The organism is Pseudomonas sp. 43(2021), from assembly GCF_017490805.1.
Classification (GTDB): domain Bacteria; phylum Pseudomonadota; class Gammaproteobacteria; order Pseudomonadales; family Pseudomonadaceae; genus Aquipseudomonas.
The window spans coordinates 91,974-111,186 of record NZ_JAFGYJ010000003.1 but is presented as its reverse complement, the minus strand read 5'-3'; the positions used below and the strand labels follow the sequence as shown (position 1 = coordinate 111,186).

Genomic DNA, 19,213 nt, shown 5'->3' with positions numbered 1-19,213 from the left:
GTTATACTGGCAACGACGGACGGTCGGCATTATTACACGCACCGCCGCGCTGCCAAGAGGGCGGGTTCGACAGGTTGTATACAATCATGACTGAAATCAATAGTCTCGGCGCACAAACCGCGATCAGCCCCCAGGCTCTCAAGGCGGGCATGACCGGCGAACTGCTACGCCTGACGCAACCGCAGCCCGGATTGATGGCCCCCGGCGAGACCGCGCAGGCCGAGGTCATGTCGTTACGCCAGGTGGGCCAGGACTTCCAGCTGGTACTGCGACTGATTCAGGCCAACGGCACCCAGACCCAGCTGCAAGCCAGCGCCAGCCAGCCCCTGCCCCAAGGTAGCCAGGTCACGGTCAGCCAGACCGAAAGCAATCGCCTGGCGGTCATGCTGCAGCAGGCCAGCGCCAGCCAGGTCGCCACCCTCACCCGCCTGGACACCAGCAAGGTGCCGGTCGGCACCCTGCTGCAGGGCAAGGTCCTGACCAACCAGGCGCTGGCCCAAACACCCGGCCAGCCCGCCGTCTACCGGGCGCTGGTCAGCCTGCTCAACAGTGCCCAGGCGGGCGCAACCCTGAGCGTGGACAGCCCGCGACCGCTGGCCGTCGGCAGCCTGCTCAGCGCGCTGGTGCAGGGCGACCAGTCGTTGCGTTTCGTACCGCTCAGCGGCCGCCAGGACCAGCTCAGCATTGCCCAGCAGCTGCTGACCCAGCAAAACCGCCAGGCTTCGCTGCCCGGCCTGCTCAATGCCCTGCAACAGGTGGCCCGCGACCCGGGCGCCGATGGCGAATTGCGAGCCAGCGCCGAACGCCTGCTGGCGAGCCTGCCAGAAGCCCGGCAACTGGGTGATGCCAAGGCAGTGGCGCAGGCCCTGAACAACAGCGGTGCCTTTCTCGAAGCCAAACTGCTGGGCGGTTTCCCGGCCAGCGTCGCCACCGACCTCAAGGCCCACTTGCTGCGGCTGATCACCATCACGCCGGCAAGCGTACCCGGGGCGCCCAACCTGGCGCCCGCCAGCCTGGCCGTTACCATGCCGGCCCTGGCCCGCAGCGCGCTGGGCATGCTCGAACGGGTCAGCCCCAAGCCGCAGCCGGGCGCATTCCCGCTGCCGTCGCGCCTGCTCAAGGCCATGGAGGACGAAGGCGACCTGCAACAACTGCTGCGCCTGGCCGCCGCTGCCGTATCGCGCCTGCAAAGCCATGCCATGAGCAGCCTGCAACAAACCGGCACCCTGGAAAACGGCAACCTGCAGACCACCTGGCAAACCGAAGTGCCGATCCGTCACGGCCAGGAGTTCATCCCGTTGCAGGTCAAGCTGCAGCGCGAGGAAACGCCACAACAGCAGGCCGACCGCCAGCACGACGTGCAAGACCCGCTGCAAGCCTTGTGGCGTATCGAACTGGCCTTCGACCTGTCGCCCCTTGGCCCGTTGCAGGTGCAGGCACAACTGAGCCAGGGCCGCCTGAGCGGGCAACTGTGGGCAGAACGCGAACAAACCGCCCGGCTCATCGACACCCAGCTCGGTGCCCTGCGTGAACGCCTGCTGGCCCGCGGCCTGGACGTTGGCGACCTGGAATGCCACCCCGGCATACCGCCACAAGGCCCGCGCACACGGGTAGAACAACGCTGGGTGGATGAAAACGCATGACTCAGAAGCACACACGCCAGGCCATCGCCCTGAGCTACGATGGCCAGCAGGCCCCGACCCTCAGCGCCAAGGGCGACGACGCGCTGGCCGAAGCCATCCTGGCCCTGGCCCGCGAACACGAGGTGCCGATCTACGAAAACGCCGAGCTGGTGCGCCTGCTGGCGCGCCTGGAGCTGGGCGAACAGATCCCGGAAGCACTGTACCTGACGATTGCCGAAATCATCGCCTTTGCCTGGCAGCTGCGCGGCAAGGTGCCCGCCGGCTTCAGCGACGAACCCGCTGCACCACGGGACATCACCCCCGTTACCGCCCTGCTGCCACCAGCCGACCGGTAGTTATCTACCACCTTCGCCAGCGCCAGCCGTTCAGCCTTGCCATTTTCTCCGATGAGCAAGGTAAACCGCATGTCTCCAAGCCACATCAACACCGCCGGCGTGAGCTACGTCCGCGACCACTTGAGCCACGTGCCGCGCCCGGACCGCGAAGCCAACCGGGCGATCCGGCAATGGCTGGCGCAGCAGGGCTTTGATCTCGACCCCGACCAGATCGACGTCGTGACCCTGCACTACCGCCCCGATGGCCCGGCCCGCTACCTGGCGGCGGTCAGCCAATGCGTCAGCCTGACCCAGGCATTGCTGGGCAACTGGCAGGGAGCGTCCAACAACGACCTGTTCGGCGCCTTGTTCCATGCTCCCTGGGCCGGCACCCTGCCCGACCAGCCGCTGCACCTGGTCGAGACCCTGCCAGCGCCAGCTTTCAACGCTTACGGCACCGCATTCGAGGTGTTCAATGGGCTGTTCCGTCGCACCACACCGCAGCGCTATGACGCCTCGACCCACCTGCCGATCGCCGCTGAAGCCTTCCAGCGCTTCATCGAGGCACTGGACTTCCACATGCCATTCAAAGCCCAGCTGGACCGCTACTGGGGCGAACACCTGCAAGACCACCGGCTGGCCTGCAAACTCAATTTCATCGCGGCCTGCAACAAGCAGGTCGGCGAAGGCAGCCTTGGTGAAGCGGCCAGAAGACTCGTCTGGCAAGCCGCAGGGCTGATGCCAGCTGGCGCAAAGCTGCGCAAGAGCACGCTGAACATCTATGGCTACGCCGCCACCGACATCCTCTACCTGAACGACGCCACCAGCGACCTGACCGTGCTATACGTGCCCGGCAACAGCTCACCCCTGCTGGAGTTCGCCAGCGAAAACCACCTGAAGGACTGGGTCGGCCAGCAGTGCAAAGACCCCGCCAGGCGCCAGGCACTCAAACAGCATTTCCGCCTCGCCGACCTTCCGCAAGGCATCGACTTCAGCGGCCTGGACACCGCCCTGGAGGGCCTGGGCGCCTACCCGAGCCAACACTCGCTTCCCCCCGAACACGGTTTCTTCAACGACGACGGTACCTGGCCACCCCGCACCTACGTCAATTACCGGCCCGGCAAGTACAACCCCAGGATCGAGGGTGACCTGTTCCAGGCGCTAGCCGAACGCCAGCGCCAACGCAGCTACGAAGATGCGGACTTCCTGATTAGCCGCGACAGCCAGGTCAGCAAGGCCCGCTGGCTCGGCTACCTGACCACCACGCTCAACCTGCTGGCGCCTTTGTGCCTGGTGGTGCCAGGGCTGGCCCCCCTCCTGGCGATGGGCGGCATCGCGCAACTGGGCCTGGGGCTTGACCAGGCAATCAATGGCAAGACGCTGCAGCAAAGGCAGGCCGGCATTGGCAATATTACCTGGGGCCTGTTCAACGCCCTGCCGCTGGCAATGGCAGGTGCCAACCAGGCAAAGGCCTTGTTTGTGTTCAAAAGCGATGTATTCGTGCCGCCCATACGGTTGAACGAACAGATCGGCTACCCGTTGAGTCCGGTCTCGCCACCGCGCATACCGTCGCCGGAAGGTGCCCGTTATTTCCACATCCCGGACTCGATCATGCCATTGCCCGAAGGTGACCAGGCCATCGCCGACTCGGTCATACGGGTACCTCGCTATGACAGCGGCTTCGACATGCTGGAAGCGCAAATCGACGGCTACAGCGACCGGGTGGTCTATGACATGGAACGGGACGTCTTCATCCGCGAGGACGACCTCAACGAGGTCGATCCGGTCGGCTACATGGCCACCGCTGGCAGCAGGGACCTGATCCCGGCCCCCGTTTCCCGCACCGTCACCAACGCCATGCGCACCCGCAGCCTGCGGGCGTTGGGTATCGACCTTCCCCTCCCGGTGCATGCCCCGACGCTGGCTGCCAACCGTTACCCGATCCCGAAGAGGATCACCTGCCTGTGGGTTGGCGACAAGCGCCTCAGCGCGCAATTGCTGGCCAACCTGGGCCAGAATGCCGAGCGACTGAAAGGCAGCGAATATACCCTGCGGCTGTTCCTTTCCAGCGCCGCGCCCGAAGCCTACGCCGAAAACCTGCACCTGCTGGCCCGGCAGGCCCCCGGCCTGCAAGTGTTGCCACTGGAGGAGCAGGCGTTTTTCAGGGCTTTTCGCCAGAGCAGGTACTACGCGCAGTACGATGCCGCGCTGGACGGCAACGGCGGGATCGCCACCAACTATGCCTCGGCATCCGATGTGCTGCGCTACCCGATGTTGCACCACGAAGGGGGGGTGTACATGGACGTGGACGATACCCTGCTCGCCCCCGGGGAGTACCCGCAGGTCATCGACGGGCATCCCGCCGGCAGCCCTGGCGAAGCCATCGATCAGGTGGAGTTGCGCACAACGCCCGACGGCCTGTTGCTGGCACCGCCCATGTCCAATGAAAAGATGGGCATGAACTGCCTGTACAACACCAGCCTGATCGGTAGCCACCCCGGCAACCCGACGCTGGAAGCCATTTCCGAAGAGATGCTCGCACGCTTCCAGACCAACCCGGACTTCTACGACAGCAAACCCAGCCTCGCCGATGACCCGGCAAACTTCTACCGTTACGCCAACCGCCTCAGCCGCCTGACGGGCCCGGCCATGCTCAGCGATGTGGTCGACCGCCACTTGCCTGGGTTACGTACCCTGCGCCAGGTCATAAACCTCTATGGCACACCGCGGATCAACGAGCACCCTTTCATCGACCTGCCTGGCAGCCAGCAGGCCATGCATGAACTGCTGCCACTCAACCGCTTTGCCAAGGTAGGCGGCAACCATTCCTGGAGCAGGACGTGAGCCTTGCAGCATCAGCCGCTGCGATGCAGCTTGCTCATCAGCTCTGCCTCGGCCTGGGTCAGGCCGCAGCTTTCGGTCAGCTCGGCCACGCTGGCGCCCATGCCCACCAGCTTGGCCGCCTGGGTGAAGGTGACATTGTGCGGGTCGCGCTGCTCCAGTTGCTGGATCTTGTCAGGCAGCGGGGCAACCGCCACCCGCAGGTCGTGCAGCGCCTCGCCCATGCGCACGGTACCGTTCTGGTAGTCGTCCAGGCGCTTGGCCAGGTCCTTGATGCGCTGGTCACGCAGGGCATCACCCTCGGCCTGCTGCGCAGCCAGCTCGCGCTGGCGCTTGCTGTAGTTGAGGAAAAACCACAGGCTCAGCGCCCAGACCAGCGCCAGAAAGATGACAGCAACCTCTAGGATCAACTCAGATGTTCTCCAGCTCGGACCATTCTTCCTCGGTCATCATCTTGTCCAGTTCGACCAGGATCAGCAGCTCGCCGTTCTTGTTGCACACGCCCTGAATGAACTTGGCCGACTCTTCGTTACCCACGTTCGGCGCAGTCTCGATCTCGGACTGGCGCAGGTACACCACCTCGGCCACGCTGTCGACCAGGATACCGACCACTTGCTTGTCGGCCTCGATGATGACGATACGGGTGTTGTCGGTGACTTCGGTCGGCACCAGGCCAAAGCGCTGGCGGGTGTCGATCACGGTCACCACGTTGCCGCGCAGGTTGATGATGCCCAGCACGTAGCTTGGCGCACCCGGCACCGGGGCAATTTCGGTGTAGCGCAACACTTCCTGCACCTGCATCACATTGATGCCGTAGGACTCATTGTCCAGACGGAAGGTAACCCACTGCAGGATCGGATCTTCGGAACCTTGTGCAGACGACTTTTTCATTCCCCTACCCTCAAAATCCGCCATCGGCGGTGTGTTCGGTGTCATTTCTGTTTGGCGTGCATCTGCTTGACCGCGCCACTGGCGATCAGCTCGGCCAGTGCGGCGACGTCGAGCAGTGCACACATGTGTTCAATCACCGTGCCGGCCAGCCACGGGCGCTGGCCACGCTGGCTGCGCCACTTGATCTCGGACGGGTCCAGGCGCAGCGAGCGGCTGACCTGGTGCACGGCCAGCCCCCATTCGTAGCCCTGCACGGAAATCACGTATTGCAGGCCCTGGCGAAAATCATCGCGGTAGCGGTCGGGCATCACCCAACGCGCGGTGTCCAGCACCTTCAGGTTGCCGGCCTGGCAGGTCAGGATGCCCAAGAACCAGTCGGGCTGGCCGAACAGCGGCGTCAGTTCCTGGCCGGCCAAGGTGTAGATCGAGCCCAGGCACACCAGCGGCACCGCCAGGGTCAAGCCGGCCACGTCGAACAGCAGGCATTCGAACGGCTCGGCGGCCCAGGCCGGGCGGCCATCGATCATGGCCGGGGGCACTGGCAGGTTGGGTGCCGGCAGGTGCACATCCACCAGCGGCACTGCAGGTTCCACTGTTTGCTCTTCTACCAGCACCGGGATGCTGGCCTCGGCCACCACCTCGCGCTCGACCACCGTCACCACCGGTGCTTCCACCGGCATCACGCTGGGCAGCACCGCCAGCCTGGGCTCGGCGAAGGGCCGCGGTGCAGGGCTGGCGGCTGTTTCGGCTGGCGCCGGCCTGGCCTGCTGCAAGGCATCACGCGCCTGCTCTTCGCGCACGGCTTCGGCGAACGTGTCCGCCGCGTCCGGCGCCTCGAACAGGTCTTCGGCTTCGGTGGCCTCCTGCAGCAGGCCGTCGAGGTACGACTGCAGGGCCATCTGTGGCCGGGTGCTGGTTTGCCGGGTCTGGGTCATCAGGCCACCTGCGCTGCAGTCTTGTAGGTCAGCAGGTGCTTGAGCAGCGCCCGATAGGCAATCAGCCCGCGGCTCTTGCTGTCGAATTGCGAGGGCGTAACGCCCTTGCGGCTGGCATCGCGCAGGCGCGTATCCACCGGGATGTAGCCCTGCCACACATGCTGGCCGTAGGTGTCACGCAGCAGCTTGAGCGTGCCCAGCGAAGCCTGTGTACGGCGGTCGAACAGGGTCGGCACGATCTGGTACGGCAGCGCCTGCTTGCGCGAGCGGTTGACCATGGCCAGGGTACCGACCATGCGCTCCAGGCCCTTGACCGCGAGAAACTCGGTTTGCACCGGAATCACCAGCTGCTGGCTGGCTGCCAGCGCATTGACCATCAGCACACCAAGCAAGGGTGGGCTGTCGATCAGGGCATAGTCGAAATCCTGCCACAGCTGCGCCAGACTCTTGGCGATCACCAGGCCCAGGCCGTTCTGCCCCGGTGACTGGCGCTCCAGCACCGCCAGCGCGGTACTCGACGGCAACAGCGAGATGCGTTCGTCACTGGTGGGCAGCAGCAATTGCCCGGGCAGGCCCTCGGGCACCGCGCCCTTGTGCAGGAACAGGTCGTAGCAGCTGTGCTCCAGGGCATCGGGGTTGTGCCCGAAATAGCTGGTCATCGAGCCGTGCGGGTCGAGGTCGACGACAACCACGCGCTTGCCGGCCTCGGCCAGCAGGCCGGCCAGGGCGATGGTAGTGGTGGTCTTGCCGACGCCACCTTTTTGATTGGCTACTGCCCAGACTCTCATCAAGCAAACTCTATCTATTGATTTGGCAGGGACACTGCTGGGGCAACTGTCTTGCTCAACATTTGAAAGCTCGCGCGATCAGTGTGGGAGCGGGTTTACCCGCGAACACCGGCCCAGCCGGTGCCATGCACCGTGTCACCTTCTTCGCGGGTGAACCCGCTCCCACAGGGGACAGTACTGCATTCAAATTTGTGTTCGTAGCAACGTCGGGGAATTGACGGTTCACTGCCCCGCCACCGTTGCTGGCGTTGCCGGTGCACTTTGTGTGCCAGCCCGGCGCAATGCGGCATCCGGCGTGGCATTGGCGCTGCCCGAGCCTGTCAGGCTGCGGCGCACTTCGAGGTTGCGCGAAATCACCAGCACCACGCGGCGGTTGCGCGCCCGGCCCTCGGCAGTGTCATTGCTCGCCACCGGCTGGTACTCGCCGTAGCCGACCGAGGCCATGCGCGCCGGGTTGACCCCTTCCATGGCCAGCAGGCGCACGATGCTCGCCGCCCGCGCCGACGACAGCTCCCAGTTGGTCGGGTACTGCGCGGTGCGGATCGGCAGGTTGTCGGTAAAGCCTTCGACATGCACCGGGTTGGCGAACGGTTTGAGAATGCCGGCCACCTTCTCGATGATGGCAAATGCCTTGTCGCTGGGCATGGCATCGCCGCTGCCGAACAGCAACGATGAGTTGAGTTCGATCTCGATCCACAGCTCATTGCCGCGCACGGTCATCTGGTCGCTGTTGATCAGGTCGCCAAAGGCATCGCGCACGTCATCGCTGATGGTTTTCAGCGGGTCGACACTGGTCGCCCCCAGGCCCGCCTCGGTCTGCTCGCTGTCCTTCACCAACGGCTCGGCCGGGCGCACGCTCAGCGGCCGCTCTTCGCCGATGGGGATCGGCTTCATGCTGCGCTCGGGGTCGTTGAACACGCCGAGCAAGGCCTGGGAAATGACCTTGTACTTGCCCTCGTTGATCGAGGAAATCGAGTACATCACCACGAAAAAAGCGAACAGCAAGGTGATGAAGTCGGCGTACGACACCAGCCAGCGTTCGTGGTTTTCGTGTTCCTCGGTATGACGACGGCGACGCATGGGTTACTCCATGAAGCCTTGCAGCTTCAGCTCGATCGAGCGCGGGTTCTCACCCTCGGCAATCGACAGCAAGCCCTCGAGCAGCATCTCGCGGTAGCGCGACTGGCGCATGACGACGGCCTTGAGCTTGTTGGCGATCGGCAGCAGCACCAGGTTGGCGCTGGCCACCCCGTAGATGGTCGCGACAAAGGCCACGGCAATGCCGTTGCCCAGCTGCGACGGGTCGGCCAGGTTGCCCATCACGTGGATAAGGCCCATCACCGCACCGATGATGCCAATGGTGGGCGCATAGCCCCCCATGCTCTCGAACACCTTGGCGGCCTGGATATCACGGCTTTCCTGGGTCAGGAAATCGACTTCAAGAATGCTGCGGATGGCCTCTGGCTCGGCGCCATCCACCAGCAGCTGCAGGCCCTTGCGCGCATACGGGTCAGGCTCGCTGTCGGCCACCCCTTCCAGGCCCAGCAGGCCTTCCTTGCGCGCGGTCAGGCTCCAGTTGACGACGCGGTCGACCCCGCCCGCCAGGTCGACCCGTGGCGGAAACAGGATCCAGCGCAGAATCTGCAAGGCACGCTTGAACGACGACAGTGGCGACTGCAGCAAGGCCGCCGCCAGGGTGCCGCCCAGCACGATCAGCGCCGCCGGGCCATTGATCAGGGCACCGACATGGCCGCCTTCGAGGAAGTTGCCACCGACGATGGCGACAAAGGCGAGGATCAGGCCGATCAGGCTGAGCACGTCCATCAGACGCACGCCTCCACCAGGTGCTTGCCGATTTCGTCCAGGCTGTACACCGCGTCGGCCAGGTTGGCCTTGACGATGGCCATGGGCATGCCATAGATCACGCAGCTGGCTTCATCCTGGGCCCACACCGTGCTGCCGCCCTGCTTGAGCAGGCGCGCACCTTCGCGGCCATCGGCGCCCATGCCGGTAAGTACCACCGACAGCACCTTGTCGCCATACGACTTGGCCGCCGAGGCGAAGGTGATGTCCACGCACGGCTTGTAGTTCAGGCGCTCGTCACCGGGCAGGATCTTCACCGCGCCACGGCCGTCGATCATCATCTGCTTGCCGCCGGGGGCCAGCAGGGCCAGGCCAGGGCGCAGCATGTCGCCGTCCTCGGCTTCCTTGACGCTGATGCGGCACAGCTTGTCCAGGCGCTCGGCAAAGGCCTTGGTGAAGGCCGCCGGCATGTGCTGGATCAGCACGATCGGCGCCGGGAAGTTGGCCGGCAGTTGGGTCAGCACCCGCTGCAGGGCGACCGGGCCGCCTGTGGAAGTGCCGATGGCCACCAGTTTGTAAGGCTTTCGCTTGGGTGCCGGCGAGTGCGCTGGCGCCGCTGCCGGGGCCGCCGCGCGGGCAGGCACAGGCGAGCGCGCCACTGCCGGGCTGGCGAAACTGCTGGTGGGTGCGTGGCTGCTGCTTGCTGGCGCAGGCGCTGCGACCGGCGCATGGCTCGCGTAGCTGCCGAGACGGCGGTTGCTGCGGGAAATGGTATGCACCTTCTCGCACAGCAGCTGCTTGACCTTTTCGGGATTGCGTGAAATGTCCTCGAAGTTCTTCGGCAGGTAATCCACTGCTCCGGCATCCAGCGCATCGAGGGTGACACGGGCGCCTTCGTGGGTCAGCGACGAGAACATCAACACCGGCGTCGGGCAGCGCTGCATGATGTGCCGCACCGCGGTGATGCCATCCATCATGGGCATTTCGTAGTCCATGGTGATGACATCGGGCTTGAGCGCCAGCGCCTGGTCGATTGCTTCCTTGCCGTTGGTCGCGGTACCCACTACCTGGATCGTCGGATCTGCCGAGAGGATTTCCGAGACGCGGCGGCGGAAGAAACCGGAATCATCCACCACCAGGACCTTGACTGCCATAAACACTCCATTAGGCGGCGCAACCCGCCAGGGTGCGCCACCGAAATCAAATACGCCGCGCGGCGTAACGCTTGAGCATGCTCGGGACATCGAGAATCAACGCGATGCGACCGTCACCGGTGATGGTGGCCCCGGACATGCCCGGGGTGCCCTGCAGCATCTTGCCCAGCGGCTTGATTACCACTTCCTCCTGGCCAACCAGTTGATCGACGACAAAGCCGATACGCTGGGTGCCGACCGACAGGATCACCACGTGGCCCTCGTGCTGCTCTTCGTGCACCTGGCCCTGGACCAGCCAGCGCTTGAGGTAGAACAGCGGCAGCGCCTTGTCACGCACGATCACCACTTCCTGGCCGTCGACCACGTTGGTGCGCGACAGGTCGAGGTGGAAGATTTCGTTGACGTTGACCAGCGGGAAAGCGAACGCCTGGTTGCCCAGCATCACCATCAGGGTGGGCATGATCGCCAGGGTCAGCGGCACCTTGATGACGATCTTCGAGCCCTGGCCCTTGGCCGAGAAGATGTTGATCGAGCCGTTGAGCTGGGAGATCTTGGTCTTCACCACATCCATGCCCACGCCACGACCGGACACGTCGGAAATCTCGGTCTTGGTCGAGAAGCCCGGGGCGAAGATCAGGTTGTAGCAGTCCGACTCGCTCAGGCGATCGGCGGCGTCCTTGTCCATCAGGCCCTTTTCCACGGCCTTGGCGCGCAGGATGTTGGGGTCCATGCCCTTGCCGTCGTCAGAGATCGACAGCAGGATGTGGTCGCCTTCCTGTTCGGCCGACAGCACCACGCGGCCGGTGCGCGCCTTGCCGGAAGCTTCACGCTCATCGGGCATTTCCACGCCATGGTCGACGGCGTTGCGCACCAGGTGCACCAACGGGTCGGCCAGGGCCTCGACCAGGTTCTTGTCGAGGTCGGTCTCTTCGCCTACCAGCTCCAGGTTGATCTCTTTCTTCAGCTGGCGAGCCAGGTCGCGAACCAGACGCGGGAAGCGGCCGAAGACTTTCTTGATCGGCTGCATGCGGGTTTTCATGACCGCGGTCTGCAGGTCGGCGGTGACCACGTCGAGGTTGGACACGGCCTTGGACATGGCCTCGTCGCCGCTGTTCAGGCCCAGGCGCACCAGGCGGTTACGCACCAGCACCAGTTCGCCGACCATGTTCATGATCTCGTCCAGGCGCGCGGTATCGACCCGCACGGTGGTTTCTGCTTCGCTGACGCCATGCTTGTCGGCGGCCGGGGCCGGGGCGCGCGGCGCCGAGGCAGGCTTGCTGGCTGCCGCCGGTGCCGGTGCCGCAGCTGGCTTGGCTACCAGCTGGCTGTCGGCCTTGGCCGCAGCCTGCGCTTGCACCTTGCCCGCAGCCGGGGCATCGACGGCGGCAACATCGCCGCCAAACTTGCCCTTGCCGTGCAACTGGTCCAGCAGCGCCTCGAACTCGTGTTCGCTGATTTCGTCGCCGGCTGCACTGGTGTCAGCTGCGGCAGGCGCCGGTGCCTTGGCGGCGGGCAAGGCATCGGCCTGGAAGGTGCCCTTGCCATGCAGCTGGTCCAGCAGCGATTCGAATTCAGCGTCGGTAATTTCGTCGCTGGCCGCTTCCGGCGCGCTGGCAACCGGCTGTGCGGCAACCTCGGCGCTGAACTGGCCTTTGCCGTGCAACTGGTCAAGCAGCGACTCGAACTCGGCGTCGGTAATTTCGTCACCTTCGCCGCTGACGGTTTCGCCCTGCATCTGCTCCTCGGCCGCAGCTTGTGCCTTGACCGCATCGAGCGAATCGAGCAACTGCTCGAACTCGCTGTCAGTGATGTCCTGCTCCTCGGCCGGCGCCTCGACAACCGGCTCCGGCGCCGCAGCGGCAGGCGCTTCAACGGCTTCGGCGCCCCCCGGCTCGGCAAGGCGCGACAGCGCCGCCAGCAGCTCGGGGGTGGCTGCGGTCACTTCGGCACGCTCGCGCACCTGGCCAAACATGCTGTTGACCGTGTCCAGTGCCTCGAGCACCACATCCATCAGTTCCGCGTCGACCCGGCGCTCACCTTTGCGCAGGACGTCGAACACGTTCTCGGCGATATGGCAGCACTCCACCAGCTCGTTCAGCTGAAGGAAGCCGGCGCCCCCTTTTACAGTGTGGAAACCGCGAAAGATCGCATTGAGCAGGTCGGCATCGTCGGGCCGGCTTTCCAGCTCGACCAGTTGCTCGGACAGTTGCTCAAGAATTTCGCCGGCTTCTACCAGGAAATCCTGGAGGATTTCTTCATCGGCGCCGAAGCTCATCAAAGGTGCTCCTTAAAAACCCAGGCTGGACAGCAGATCATCGACATCGTCCTGACCGGACACGACGTCTTCACGCTTATCGGCATGAATCTGCGGACCTTCACCCCGAGTCGGATGTTTTTCTAGATCTTTTTCTGCGCGCAGTTGATCGTGGTCATGCTGGATACCGGCAAAACGGTCGACCTGGCTGGCCATCAGCACCAGTTTGAGCAGGTTGCTTTCCACCTCGGTGACCAGGTTGGTGACGCGCTTGATCACCTGGCCGGTCAGGTCCTGATAGTCCTGGGCCAGCAGAATGTCGTTGAGGTGGCCGGCGACCTTGCGATTACCTTCGGCGCTGTGCGTCAGGAAACTGTCGACGCGCTTGACCAGCTCCCGGAACTCCGGCGCGGCCACTTCACGGCGCATGAAGCGCTGCCAGTCGGTGCTCAGGGCCTTGGCCTCGCTGGCCAGGTCGTTGAGCACCGGGGTGCTTTCCTCGACCAGGTCCATGGTGCGGTTGGCCGCGCCCTCGGTGAGCCTGACCACGTACGACAGGCGCTCGGTGGCGTCGGTTATCTGCGACACCTCCTCGGCCTGCGGCATGGTCGGGTCGATCTGGAAACTGACGATGGCACTGTGCAGCTCGCGGGTCAGCTTGCCGACTTCCTGGTACAGGCCGCGGTCGCGGGTCTGGTTCAGCTCGTGAATCAGCTGCACCGCCTCGCCGAAACGGCCCCGTTCCAGGCTTTCGACCAGCTCCTGGGCATGTTTCTTCAGGGTCGATTCGAACTCGCCCAAAGACGTTTGTGATGAATCCATGGCGCGCCCCCTGACGTGACTCAGCCGTTGACGCGTTCGAAGATCTTCTCGATCTTTTCTTTGAGCACCTGGGCGGTGAACGGCTTGACCACATAGCCGTTGACGCCGGCCTGGGCCGCTTCGATGATCTGGTCGCGCTTGGCCTCGGCTGTCACCATCAGTACCGGCATGCCTTTCAGCTTGTCGCTGGCACGCACCTTGCGCAGCAGGTCGATACCGGACATGCCGGGCATGTTCCAGTCGGTCACCAGGAAGTCGTAATGGCCGTTTTCCAGCATCGGCAGCGCCGTGGTGCCGTCATCGGCTTCTTCGGTGTTGGTGAAGCCCAGGTCACGCAACAGGTTCTTGATGATCCGCCGCATCGTCGAAAAGTCGTCAACGATGAGGATTTTCATGTCTTTGTTCAAGTAGACCTCCAAGCAGTCTCAAACGCGCTCGGCTGCGAGCGCGCATTCAATCAAATCGGTGCAACATGGAAAACGCACGTGGAAAACGACTGCAACGACACCGGGCTCAACGCGCCCGCCATTCCCCCAGGCGGCTGCGCAGGCGCGCGGCACACTGGCTGTGCAACTGGCTGACCCGCGACTCGCTGACCCCAAGCACCTCTCCGATTTCCTTGAGGTTCAGCTCTTCGTCGTAGTACAGCGCCAGTACCAGGCGTTCACGCTCCGGCAGGTTGGCGATGGCCTCGGCCAGGGCAACCTGGAAGCGCTCGTCCTCCAGGCCACGCGCAGGCTCGACGTGGCCACTGGCGCCATCCTCATGCAGCCCTTCGTGCTCGCCGTCCTGCAACAGGTCGTCGAAGCTGAACAGGCGGCTGCCCAGGGTATCGTTCAGGATCCCGTAGTAATCATCGAGACTCAATTGGAGTTCGGCAGCAACTTCATGATCTTTAGCGTCGCGGCCGGTTCTTGCTTCCACTGCACGCATCGCGTCACTGACCATGCGCGTGTTGCGGTGCACCGAACGCGGTGCCCAGTCACCCTTGCGCACTTCGTCCAGCATGGCTCCGCGGATGCGGATGCCGGCGTAGGTTTCAAAGCTGGCGCCCTTGCTGGCGTCGTACTTGTTGGCCACTTCCAGCAGGCCGATCATGCCGGCCTGGATCAGGTCCTCGACCTGCACGTTGGCCGGCAACCGCGCCAGCAGGTGGTAGGCGATGCGCTTGACCAGCGGGGCATAGCGTTCGATCAGCTCGTACTGGGCGTCTTTCGACGCCCGGCTGTACATCTTGAAGCCGCTGGCATTCATAGCACAGGTCCCGCGCTGGTGGGCCGCACCAGGCGCTCGACAAAGAACTCCAGATGGCCGCGCGGGTTGGCCGGCAGCGGCCAGCTGTCGACCTTCTGGGCAATCGCCTTGAAGGCCAGTGCGCACTTGGAGCGCGGGAAGGCTTCGTAGACCGCACGCTGCTTCTGCACCGCCTTGCGCACGCACTCGTCATACGGCACGGCACCCACGTACTGCAGGGCAACGTCAAGGAAGCGGTCGGTGACCTTGGTCAGCTTGGCGAACAGGTTGCGCCCTTCCTGCGGGCTCTGCGCCATGTTGGCCAGCACACGGAAACGGTTCATGCCGTAGTCGCGGTTGAGCAGCTTGATCAGGGCGTAGGCATCGGTGATCGAGGTCGGTTCGTCGCATACCACCAGCAGCACTTCCTGGGCGGCGCGGACGAAGCTGACCACCGAGTCGCCGATACCGGCTGCGGTGTCGATCACCAGCACGTCAAGGTTGTCGCCAACTTCGCTGAACGCCTGGATCAACCCGGCATGCTGGGCCGGGGCCAGGTGCACCATGCTCTGCGTGCCCGAGGCCGCCGGCACGATGCGCACACCACCCGGGCCCTGCAGCATCACGTCGCGCAGCTCGCAGCGCCCTTCGATGACATCGGCCAGGGTCCGCTTGGGTGTAAGGCCCAGCAGCACGTCGACATTGGCCAGGCCCAGGTCGGCGTCGAGCAGCATGACCCTGCGGCCAAGCTCGGCCAGCGCCAGGGACAGGTTCACTGAAACGTTAGTCTTGCCGACGCCACCTTTGCCACCGGTCACGGCGATCACCTGTACGGGATGCATGCTACCCATGTCTGTTCTTTACCTTGTCTCGCTGGGACTCAGGCCACACGTAGGGCAATTCTGCGTACCCTTTGGCATAGCTACCTTGCACACGCTTCATCATCAACCCGCTCGCCGTGGGTTGTGATAGAGATCAGCGAACATGTCGGCCATGGCCTCTTCGCTGGGCTCGTCCTGCTGCTGCACATTGACCGCACGGGTAACCAACTGGTGCCCCCGAGGCAGGTGCAGGTCGTCAGGAATGCGCGGCCCATCGGTCAGGTAGGCCACTGGCAGTTCATGACTGATGGCAAGACTCAGCACGTCGCCAAGGCTCGCCGTTTCATCGAGTTTGGTCAGGATGCAGCCGGCCAGGCCGCAGCGCTTGTAGCTGTGGTAGGCGGCGGTCAGCACCTGCTTCTGGCTGGTGGTGGCCAGTACCAGGTAGTTCTTCGCGGCAATGCCACGCCCAGCCAGGGTTTCCAGCTGCATGCGCAGGGCCGGGTCGCTGGCCTGCAGGCCGGCGGTATCGATCAGCACCACGCGCTTGCGCAGCAGCGGCTCCAGCGCCGCGGCCAGCGACTGGCCCGGGTCGACATAGGTCACCGGCACGTTGAGGATACGGCCCAGGGTCTTGAGCTGCTCCTGGGCACCAATGCGGAAGCTGTCCATGCTCACCAGCGCCAGGTTCTGCGCGCCGTACTTGAGCACGTAGCGGGCGGCCAGCTTGGCCAGGGTGGTGGTCTTGCCCATGCCGGCCGGGCCGACCATGGCGATCACCCCGCCCTCTTCGATCGGCTCGACCTCGGGGATTTCGATCATCCGCGCCAGGTGCGCCAGCAGCATGCGCCAGGCGTGGCGTGGCTCATCGATCTCGGCGGTCAGGTCCAGCAACTCGCGGGCGATCGGCCCGGACAGGCCGATGCGCTGCAGGCGGCGCCAGACGGTGGCCTGTTGCGGCTTGCTGCCCTGCAGCTGATTCCAGGCCAGCGAACCGAGCTGCACTTCCAGCAGCTCGCGCAGGCCCGACAGCTCGGAGCGCATGGCATCGAACAGGCGCGGGTCGACCGGTGCCGACGCAGGGGCTGCAGCAGCGGCCTCGGGAGCATCGACATGGGGTTCGATCAACGGCTCGGCGGCGGTCAGCGACTGCCCGGCGAACAATTGGCGGTTGTTGTCGCTGGTGTCCGGGCGGTGGTCCAGCTCGGCCTGGGCAGTGGCGATGCGCGTATGGGTCTTGCGCAGCTCTTCTTCCAGCTCGGCGTTGGGCACACGCGGGGCCAGGGCGGACAGCTTGTAGTCCAGCGCAGCAGTCAGCTCGACACCGCCGGCGATGCGGCGGTTGCCGATGATGGCGGCATCGGCGCCCAGCTCATCGCGGACCAGCTTCATGGCCTGACGCATATCGGCGGCGAAAAATCGCTTAACTTGCATTATCCCCTACCTCAGCCGTTAGGGCCCACGGTGGCAACGATGGTGACTTGCTTGTTGTCAGGTATTTCCTGATACGCCAGAACATGCAAATTCGGTACAGCCAGGCGACCGAAACGCGACAGCATGGCACGGATCGGGCCGGCGACCAGGAGGATGGCCGGCTGGCCCTGCATTTCCTGGCGCTGGGCCGCTTCGATCAACGAACGCTGCAGCTTCTCGGCCATGCTCGGCTCCAGAAGAACACCATCTTCCTGACCTTGCCCGGCCCTTTGCAGACTATTCAGCAAAATCTGTTCCAACCTTGGCTCCAGGGTAATCACTGGCAGCTCCGACTCAACGCCGACAATGCTTTGCACGATGGCGCGACACAATCCGACGCGCACCGCCGCCACCAGCGCGGCGGTATCTTGACTCTTGCCGGCGTTGTTCGCGATCGCCTCGGCGATACTGCGAATATCGCGCACTGGCACCTGTTCCGACAACAGCGCTTGCAGCACCTTGAGCAGGCCTGACAAGGAAATGACACCAGGCACCAGTTCTTCTGCAAGTTTAGGCGATGCCTTGGCCAGCACTTGCAGCAGCTGCTGGACCTCTTCGTGGCCGATCAGCTCGTGGCAGTGCTTCTGCAGGATCTGGTTGAGGTGGGTGGCCACCACGGTACTGGCGTCGACCACGGTGTAGCCCAGCGACTGCGCCTGGGAGCGTTGGCCAACGTCGATCCACACGGCCTCCAGACCAAACGCCGGGTCACGTGCGGCAATACCGTTGAGGGTACCGAACACCTGCCCCGGGTTGATTGCCAGCTCGCGGTCCGGGTAGATCTCGGCCTCGGCCAGGATCACCCCCATCAGGGTCAGGCGATAGGCACTGGGCTGCAGGTCGAGGTTGTCGCGGATGTGCACGGTGGGCATGAGGAAGCCCAGGTCTTGCGACAGCTTCTTGCGCACGCCCTTGATCCGCGCCAGCAGCTGGCCACCCTGGTTGCGATCGACCAGCGGGATCAGCCGGTAGCCAACCTCCAGGCCGATCATGTCGATGGGCGTGACGTCGTCCCAGCCCAGTTCCTTGGTCTCCAGTGCGCGCTGCGGCGAGGGCAGCAGGTCCTGCTGGCGCTGCGCCTCCTGCTGCGCCTGCAGCCTGGCTTTCTGCTGTTTCTTCCACACCAGGTAGGCACCGCCACCGGCCAGCAGGCCAAGGCTGAGGAAGGCCACGTGGGGCATGCCCGGCACCAGGCCCATGACGATCATCAGCGCGCCGGACACCGCCAGGGCCTTGGGCGAATCGAACATCTGCCGGTTGATCAGCTTGCCCATGTCCTCGGAGCCCGAGGCCCGGGTAACCATGATCGCGGCAGCGGTGGACAGCAGCAGTGATGGCAATTGCGCCACCAAACCGTCACCGATGGTCAGCAAGGCGTACACCTTGCCGGCGTCGCCGAAGCTCATGCCGTGCTGCAGCATGCCGATCAGCATGCCGCCGATCAGGTTGATGAACAGGATCAGCAGGCCGGCGATGGCGTCACCGCGGACGAACTTGCTGGCACCGTCCATCGAACCGTAGAACTCGGCTTCCTGCGCCACTTCGGCACGACGGTGCTTGGCCTGGGCCTGGTCGATCAGGCCGGCATTGAGGTCGGCGTCGATGGCCATCTGCTTGCCGGGCATGGCGTCGAGGGTGAAACGCGCGCTCACTTCCGAGATACGCCCGGCGCCCTTGGTCACCACCACGAAGTTGATGATCATGAGGATGGCGAACACCACGCCACCGACCACATAGTTACCGCCGATCACCACCTCGCCGAAGGCCTGGATCACCTTGCCGGCAGCACCGTGGCCCTCCTGGCCATGCAGCATGACCACCCGGGTGGAGGCCACGTTCAGGGCCAGGCGCAACAGCGTGGCCACCAGCAGGATGGTGGGGAACGCCGCGAAGTCGAGCGGGCGCAGGGCGTACACGCAGACCAGCAGCACCACGATCGACAGGGCGATGTTGAAGGTGAAGAACACGTCGAGCAGGAACGGCGGTATCGGCAACATCATCATTGCCAACATCACCAGCAGCAACAGCGGCACACCCAGGTTGCCCCGGCCGAGCCCGGCCAGGTTGTTACGGGCGTTGCTGATTAACTGAGTGCGATCCACCGCGAGTCCTCTTGATGCAAAACTTTGACGCACAGGGGGCGCCTGGCGCTGGCTTTGCAAGAAGCTTTCCAACTTTGCTCGACGGGGGATTTATGTTGCCTGTTCCGGCCTCTTCGCGGGTGAACCCGCTCCCACAGGG

The 19,213-nt window shown here is 64.4% G+C and carries 17 protein-coding genes; 3 read left to right on the top strand and 14 right to left on the bottom strand.

Features of this window, described 5'->3' with window-relative positions:
• The first annotated feature begins 86 nt into the window (after nt 1–86).
• The 3 genes from J5M71_RS03540 to J5M71_RS03530 all read left to right on the top strand — a co-directional run bounded on the left by J5M71_RS03540 (nt 87) and on the right by J5M71_RS03530 (nt 4,801).
• On the top strand, nt 87–1,643 hold the full coding sequence (locus J5M71_RS03540) for a flagellar hook-length control protein FliK (protein WP_207829899.1): 1,557 nt from the start codon (nt 87–89) through the stop codon (nt 1,641–1,643).
• Entirely contained in the window at nt 1,640–1,978 is a 339-nt protein-coding gene (locus tag J5M71_RS03535; protein WP_207829897.1) for an EscU/YscU/HrcU family type III secretion system export apparatus switch protein, read from the top strand. The genes J5M71_RS03540 and J5M71_RS03535 overlap by 4 nt, the downstream gene beginning before the upstream one ends.
• Nucleotides 1,979–2,047: 69 nt before the next feature.
• The gene (locus J5M71_RS03530; protein ID WP_207829881.1) at nt 2,048–4,801 is read left to right on the top strand and encodes a DUF6543 domain-containing protein; all 2,754 of its coding nucleotides are present in this window, start codon (nt 2,048–2,050) and stop codon (nt 4,799–4,801) included.
• Between the two features lie 11 nt (nt 4,802–4,812).
• Here the strand turns inward: J5M71_RS03530 and J5M71_RS03525 are convergent, their stop codons facing one another.
• From J5M71_RS03525 to flhA, 14 genes are all read right to left on the bottom strand, one after another.
• On the bottom strand, nt 4,813–5,208 hold the full coding sequence (locus tag J5M71_RS03525) for a DUF2802 domain-containing protein (RefSeq protein ID WP_207829878.1): 396 nt from the start codon (nt 5,206–5,208) through the stop codon (nt 4,813–4,815).
• 1 nt (nt 5,209) lies between these two features.
• Entirely contained in the window at nt 5,210–5,689 is a 480-nt protein-coding gene (locus J5M71_RS03520) for a chemotaxis protein CheW (protein ID WP_119143286.1), read from the bottom strand.
• 41 nt (nt 5,690–5,730) lie between these two features.
• Nucleotides 5,731–6,624 carry a CheW domain-containing protein gene (locus J5M71_RS03515; protein ID WP_207829868.1) on the bottom strand — a complete coding sequence of 298 codons (894 nt, stop codon included), beginning with the start codon at nt 6,622–6,624 and terminating at the stop codon, nt 5,731–5,733.
• Complete coding sequence (locus J5M71_RS03510) at nt 6,624–7,412, bottom strand: ParA family protein (protein WP_063912820.1); 789 nt, start codon at nt 7,410–7,412, stop codon at nt 6,624–6,626. The genes J5M71_RS03515 and J5M71_RS03510 overlap by 1 nt, the downstream gene beginning before the upstream one ends.
• 222 nt (nt 7,413–7,634) lie before the next feature.
• Nucleotides 7,635–8,492, bottom strand: coding sequence for a flagellar motor protein MotD (gene motD, locus J5M71_RS03505; protein WP_207829866.1), 858 nt, complete (start codon nt 8,490–8,492; stop codon nt 7,635–7,637).
• A 3-nt stretch (nt 8,493–8,495) separates the two neighbouring features.
• Complete coding sequence (locus J5M71_RS03500) at nt 8,496–9,236, bottom strand: flagellar motor protein (protein ID WP_063912822.1); 741 nt, start codon at nt 9,234–9,236, stop codon at nt 8,496–8,498.
• On the bottom strand, nt 9,236–10,369 hold the full coding sequence (locus tag J5M71_RS03495) for a chemotaxis response regulator protein-glutamate methylesterase (protein ID WP_207829857.1): 1,134 nt from the start codon (nt 10,367–10,369) through the stop codon (nt 9,236–9,238). Before J5M71_RS03495 ends, J5M71_RS03500 begins: the two co-directional genes overlap by 1 nt.
• Nucleotides 10,370–10,415: 46 nt before the next feature.
• Nucleotides 10,416–12,644: a chemotaxis protein CheA gene (locus J5M71_RS03490; protein WP_207829850.1), complete on the bottom strand. Its 2,229-nt coding sequence runs from the start codon at nt 12,642–12,644 to the stop codon at nt 10,416–10,418.
• Nucleotides 12,645–12,656: 12 nt separating this feature from the next.
• A complete protein-coding gene (locus tag J5M71_RS03485; protein WP_207829847.1) occupies nt 12,657–13,445 on the bottom strand; it encodes a protein phosphatase CheZ in 789 nt (262 codons plus the stop codon).
• A 20-nt stretch (nt 13,446–13,465) separates the two neighbouring features.
• A complete protein-coding gene (locus tag J5M71_RS03480) occupies nt 13,466–13,840 on the bottom strand; it encodes a chemotaxis response regulator CheY (RefSeq protein WP_207829844.1) in 375 nt (124 codons plus the stop codon).
• 118 nt (nt 13,841–13,958) lie between these two features.
• Nucleotides 13,959–14,699, bottom strand: a complete 741-nt coding sequence (fliA, locus tag J5M71_RS03475) for an RNA polymerase sigma factor FliA (protein ID WP_063912826.1) — start codon at nt 14,697–14,699, stop codon at nt 13,959–13,961.
• Nucleotides 14,696–15,529: a flagellar synthesis regulator FleN gene (gene fleN, locus J5M71_RS03470; RefSeq protein ID WP_207829841.1), complete on the bottom strand. Its 834-nt coding sequence runs from the start codon at nt 15,527–15,529 to the stop codon at nt 14,696–14,698. Before fleN ends, fliA begins: the two co-directional genes overlap by 4 nt.
• 93 nt (nt 15,530–15,622) lie before the next feature.
• Nucleotides 15,623–16,933 (bottom strand): flagellar biosynthesis protein FlhF, encoded by a 1,311-nt coding sequence (flhF, locus tag J5M71_RS03465; protein ID WP_207829817.1) that lies wholly within the window; start codon nt 16,931–16,933, stop codon nt 15,623–15,625.
• A gap of 11 nt (nt 16,934–16,944) precedes the next feature.
• Nucleotides 16,945–19,074 (bottom strand): flagellar biosynthesis protein FlhA, encoded by a 2,130-nt coding sequence (gene flhA / locus J5M71_RS03460; protein ID WP_063912829.1) that lies wholly within the window; start codon nt 19,072–19,074, stop codon nt 16,945–16,947.
• Nucleotides 19,075–19,213: the final 139 nt, after the last annotated feature.

Coding starts and splice junctions, on each gene's coding strand:
- J5M71_RS03520 (WP_119143286.1), bottom strand. CDS start 5,689: ATGAAAAAGTCGTCTGCACAAGGTTCCGAAGATCCGATCCTGCAGTGG.
- fleN (WP_207829841.1), bottom strand. CDS start 15,529: ATGGGTAGCATGCATCCCGTACAGGTGATCGCCGTGACCGGTGGCAAA.
- J5M71_RS03540 (WP_207829899.1), top strand. CDS start 87: ATGACTGAAATCAATAGTCTCGGCGCACAAACCGCGATCAGCCCCCAG.
- J5M71_RS03490 (WP_207829850.1), bottom strand. CDS start 12,644: ATGAGCTTCGGCGCCGATGAAGAAATCCTCCAGGATTTCCTGGTAGAA.
- J5M71_RS03535 (WP_207829897.1), top strand. CDS start 1,640: ATGACTCAGAAGCACACACGCCAGGCCATCGCCCTGAGCTACGATGGC.
- flhF (WP_207829817.1), bottom strand. CDS start 16,933: ATGCAAGTTAAGCGATTTTTCGCCGCCGATATGCGTCAGGCCATGAAG.
- J5M71_RS03515 (WP_207829868.1), bottom strand. CDS start 6,624: ATGACCCAGACCCGGCAAACCAGCACCCGGCCACAGATGGCCCTGCAG.
- J5M71_RS03530 (WP_207829881.1), top strand. CDS start 2,048: ATGTCTCCAAGCCACATCAACACCGCCGGCGTGAGCTACGTCCGCGAC.
- J5M71_RS03485 (WP_207829847.1), bottom strand. CDS start 13,445: ATGGATTCATCACAAACGTCTTTGGGCGAGTTCGAATCGACCCTGAAG.
- fliA (WP_063912826.1), bottom strand. CDS start 14,699: ATGAATGCCAGCGGCTTCAAGATGTACAGCCGGGCGTCGAAAGACGCC.
- J5M71_RS03495 (WP_207829857.1), bottom strand. CDS start 10,369: ATGGCAGTCAAGGTCCTGGTGGTGGATGATTCCGGTTTCTTCCGCCGC.
- J5M71_RS03480 (WP_207829844.1), bottom strand. CDS start 13,840: ATGAAAATCCTCATCGTTGACGACTTTTCGACGATGCGGCGGATCATC.
- J5M71_RS03510 (WP_063912820.1), bottom strand. CDS start 7,412: ATGAGAGTCTGGGCAGTAGCCAATCAAAAAGGTGGCGTCGGCAAGACC.
- J5M71_RS03500 (WP_063912822.1), bottom strand. CDS start 9,236: ATGGACGTGCTCAGCCTGATCGGCCTGATCCTCGCCTTTGTCGCCATC.
- motD (WP_207829866.1), bottom strand. CDS start 8,492: ATGCGTCGCCGTCGTCATACCGAGGAACACGAAAACCACGAACGCTGG.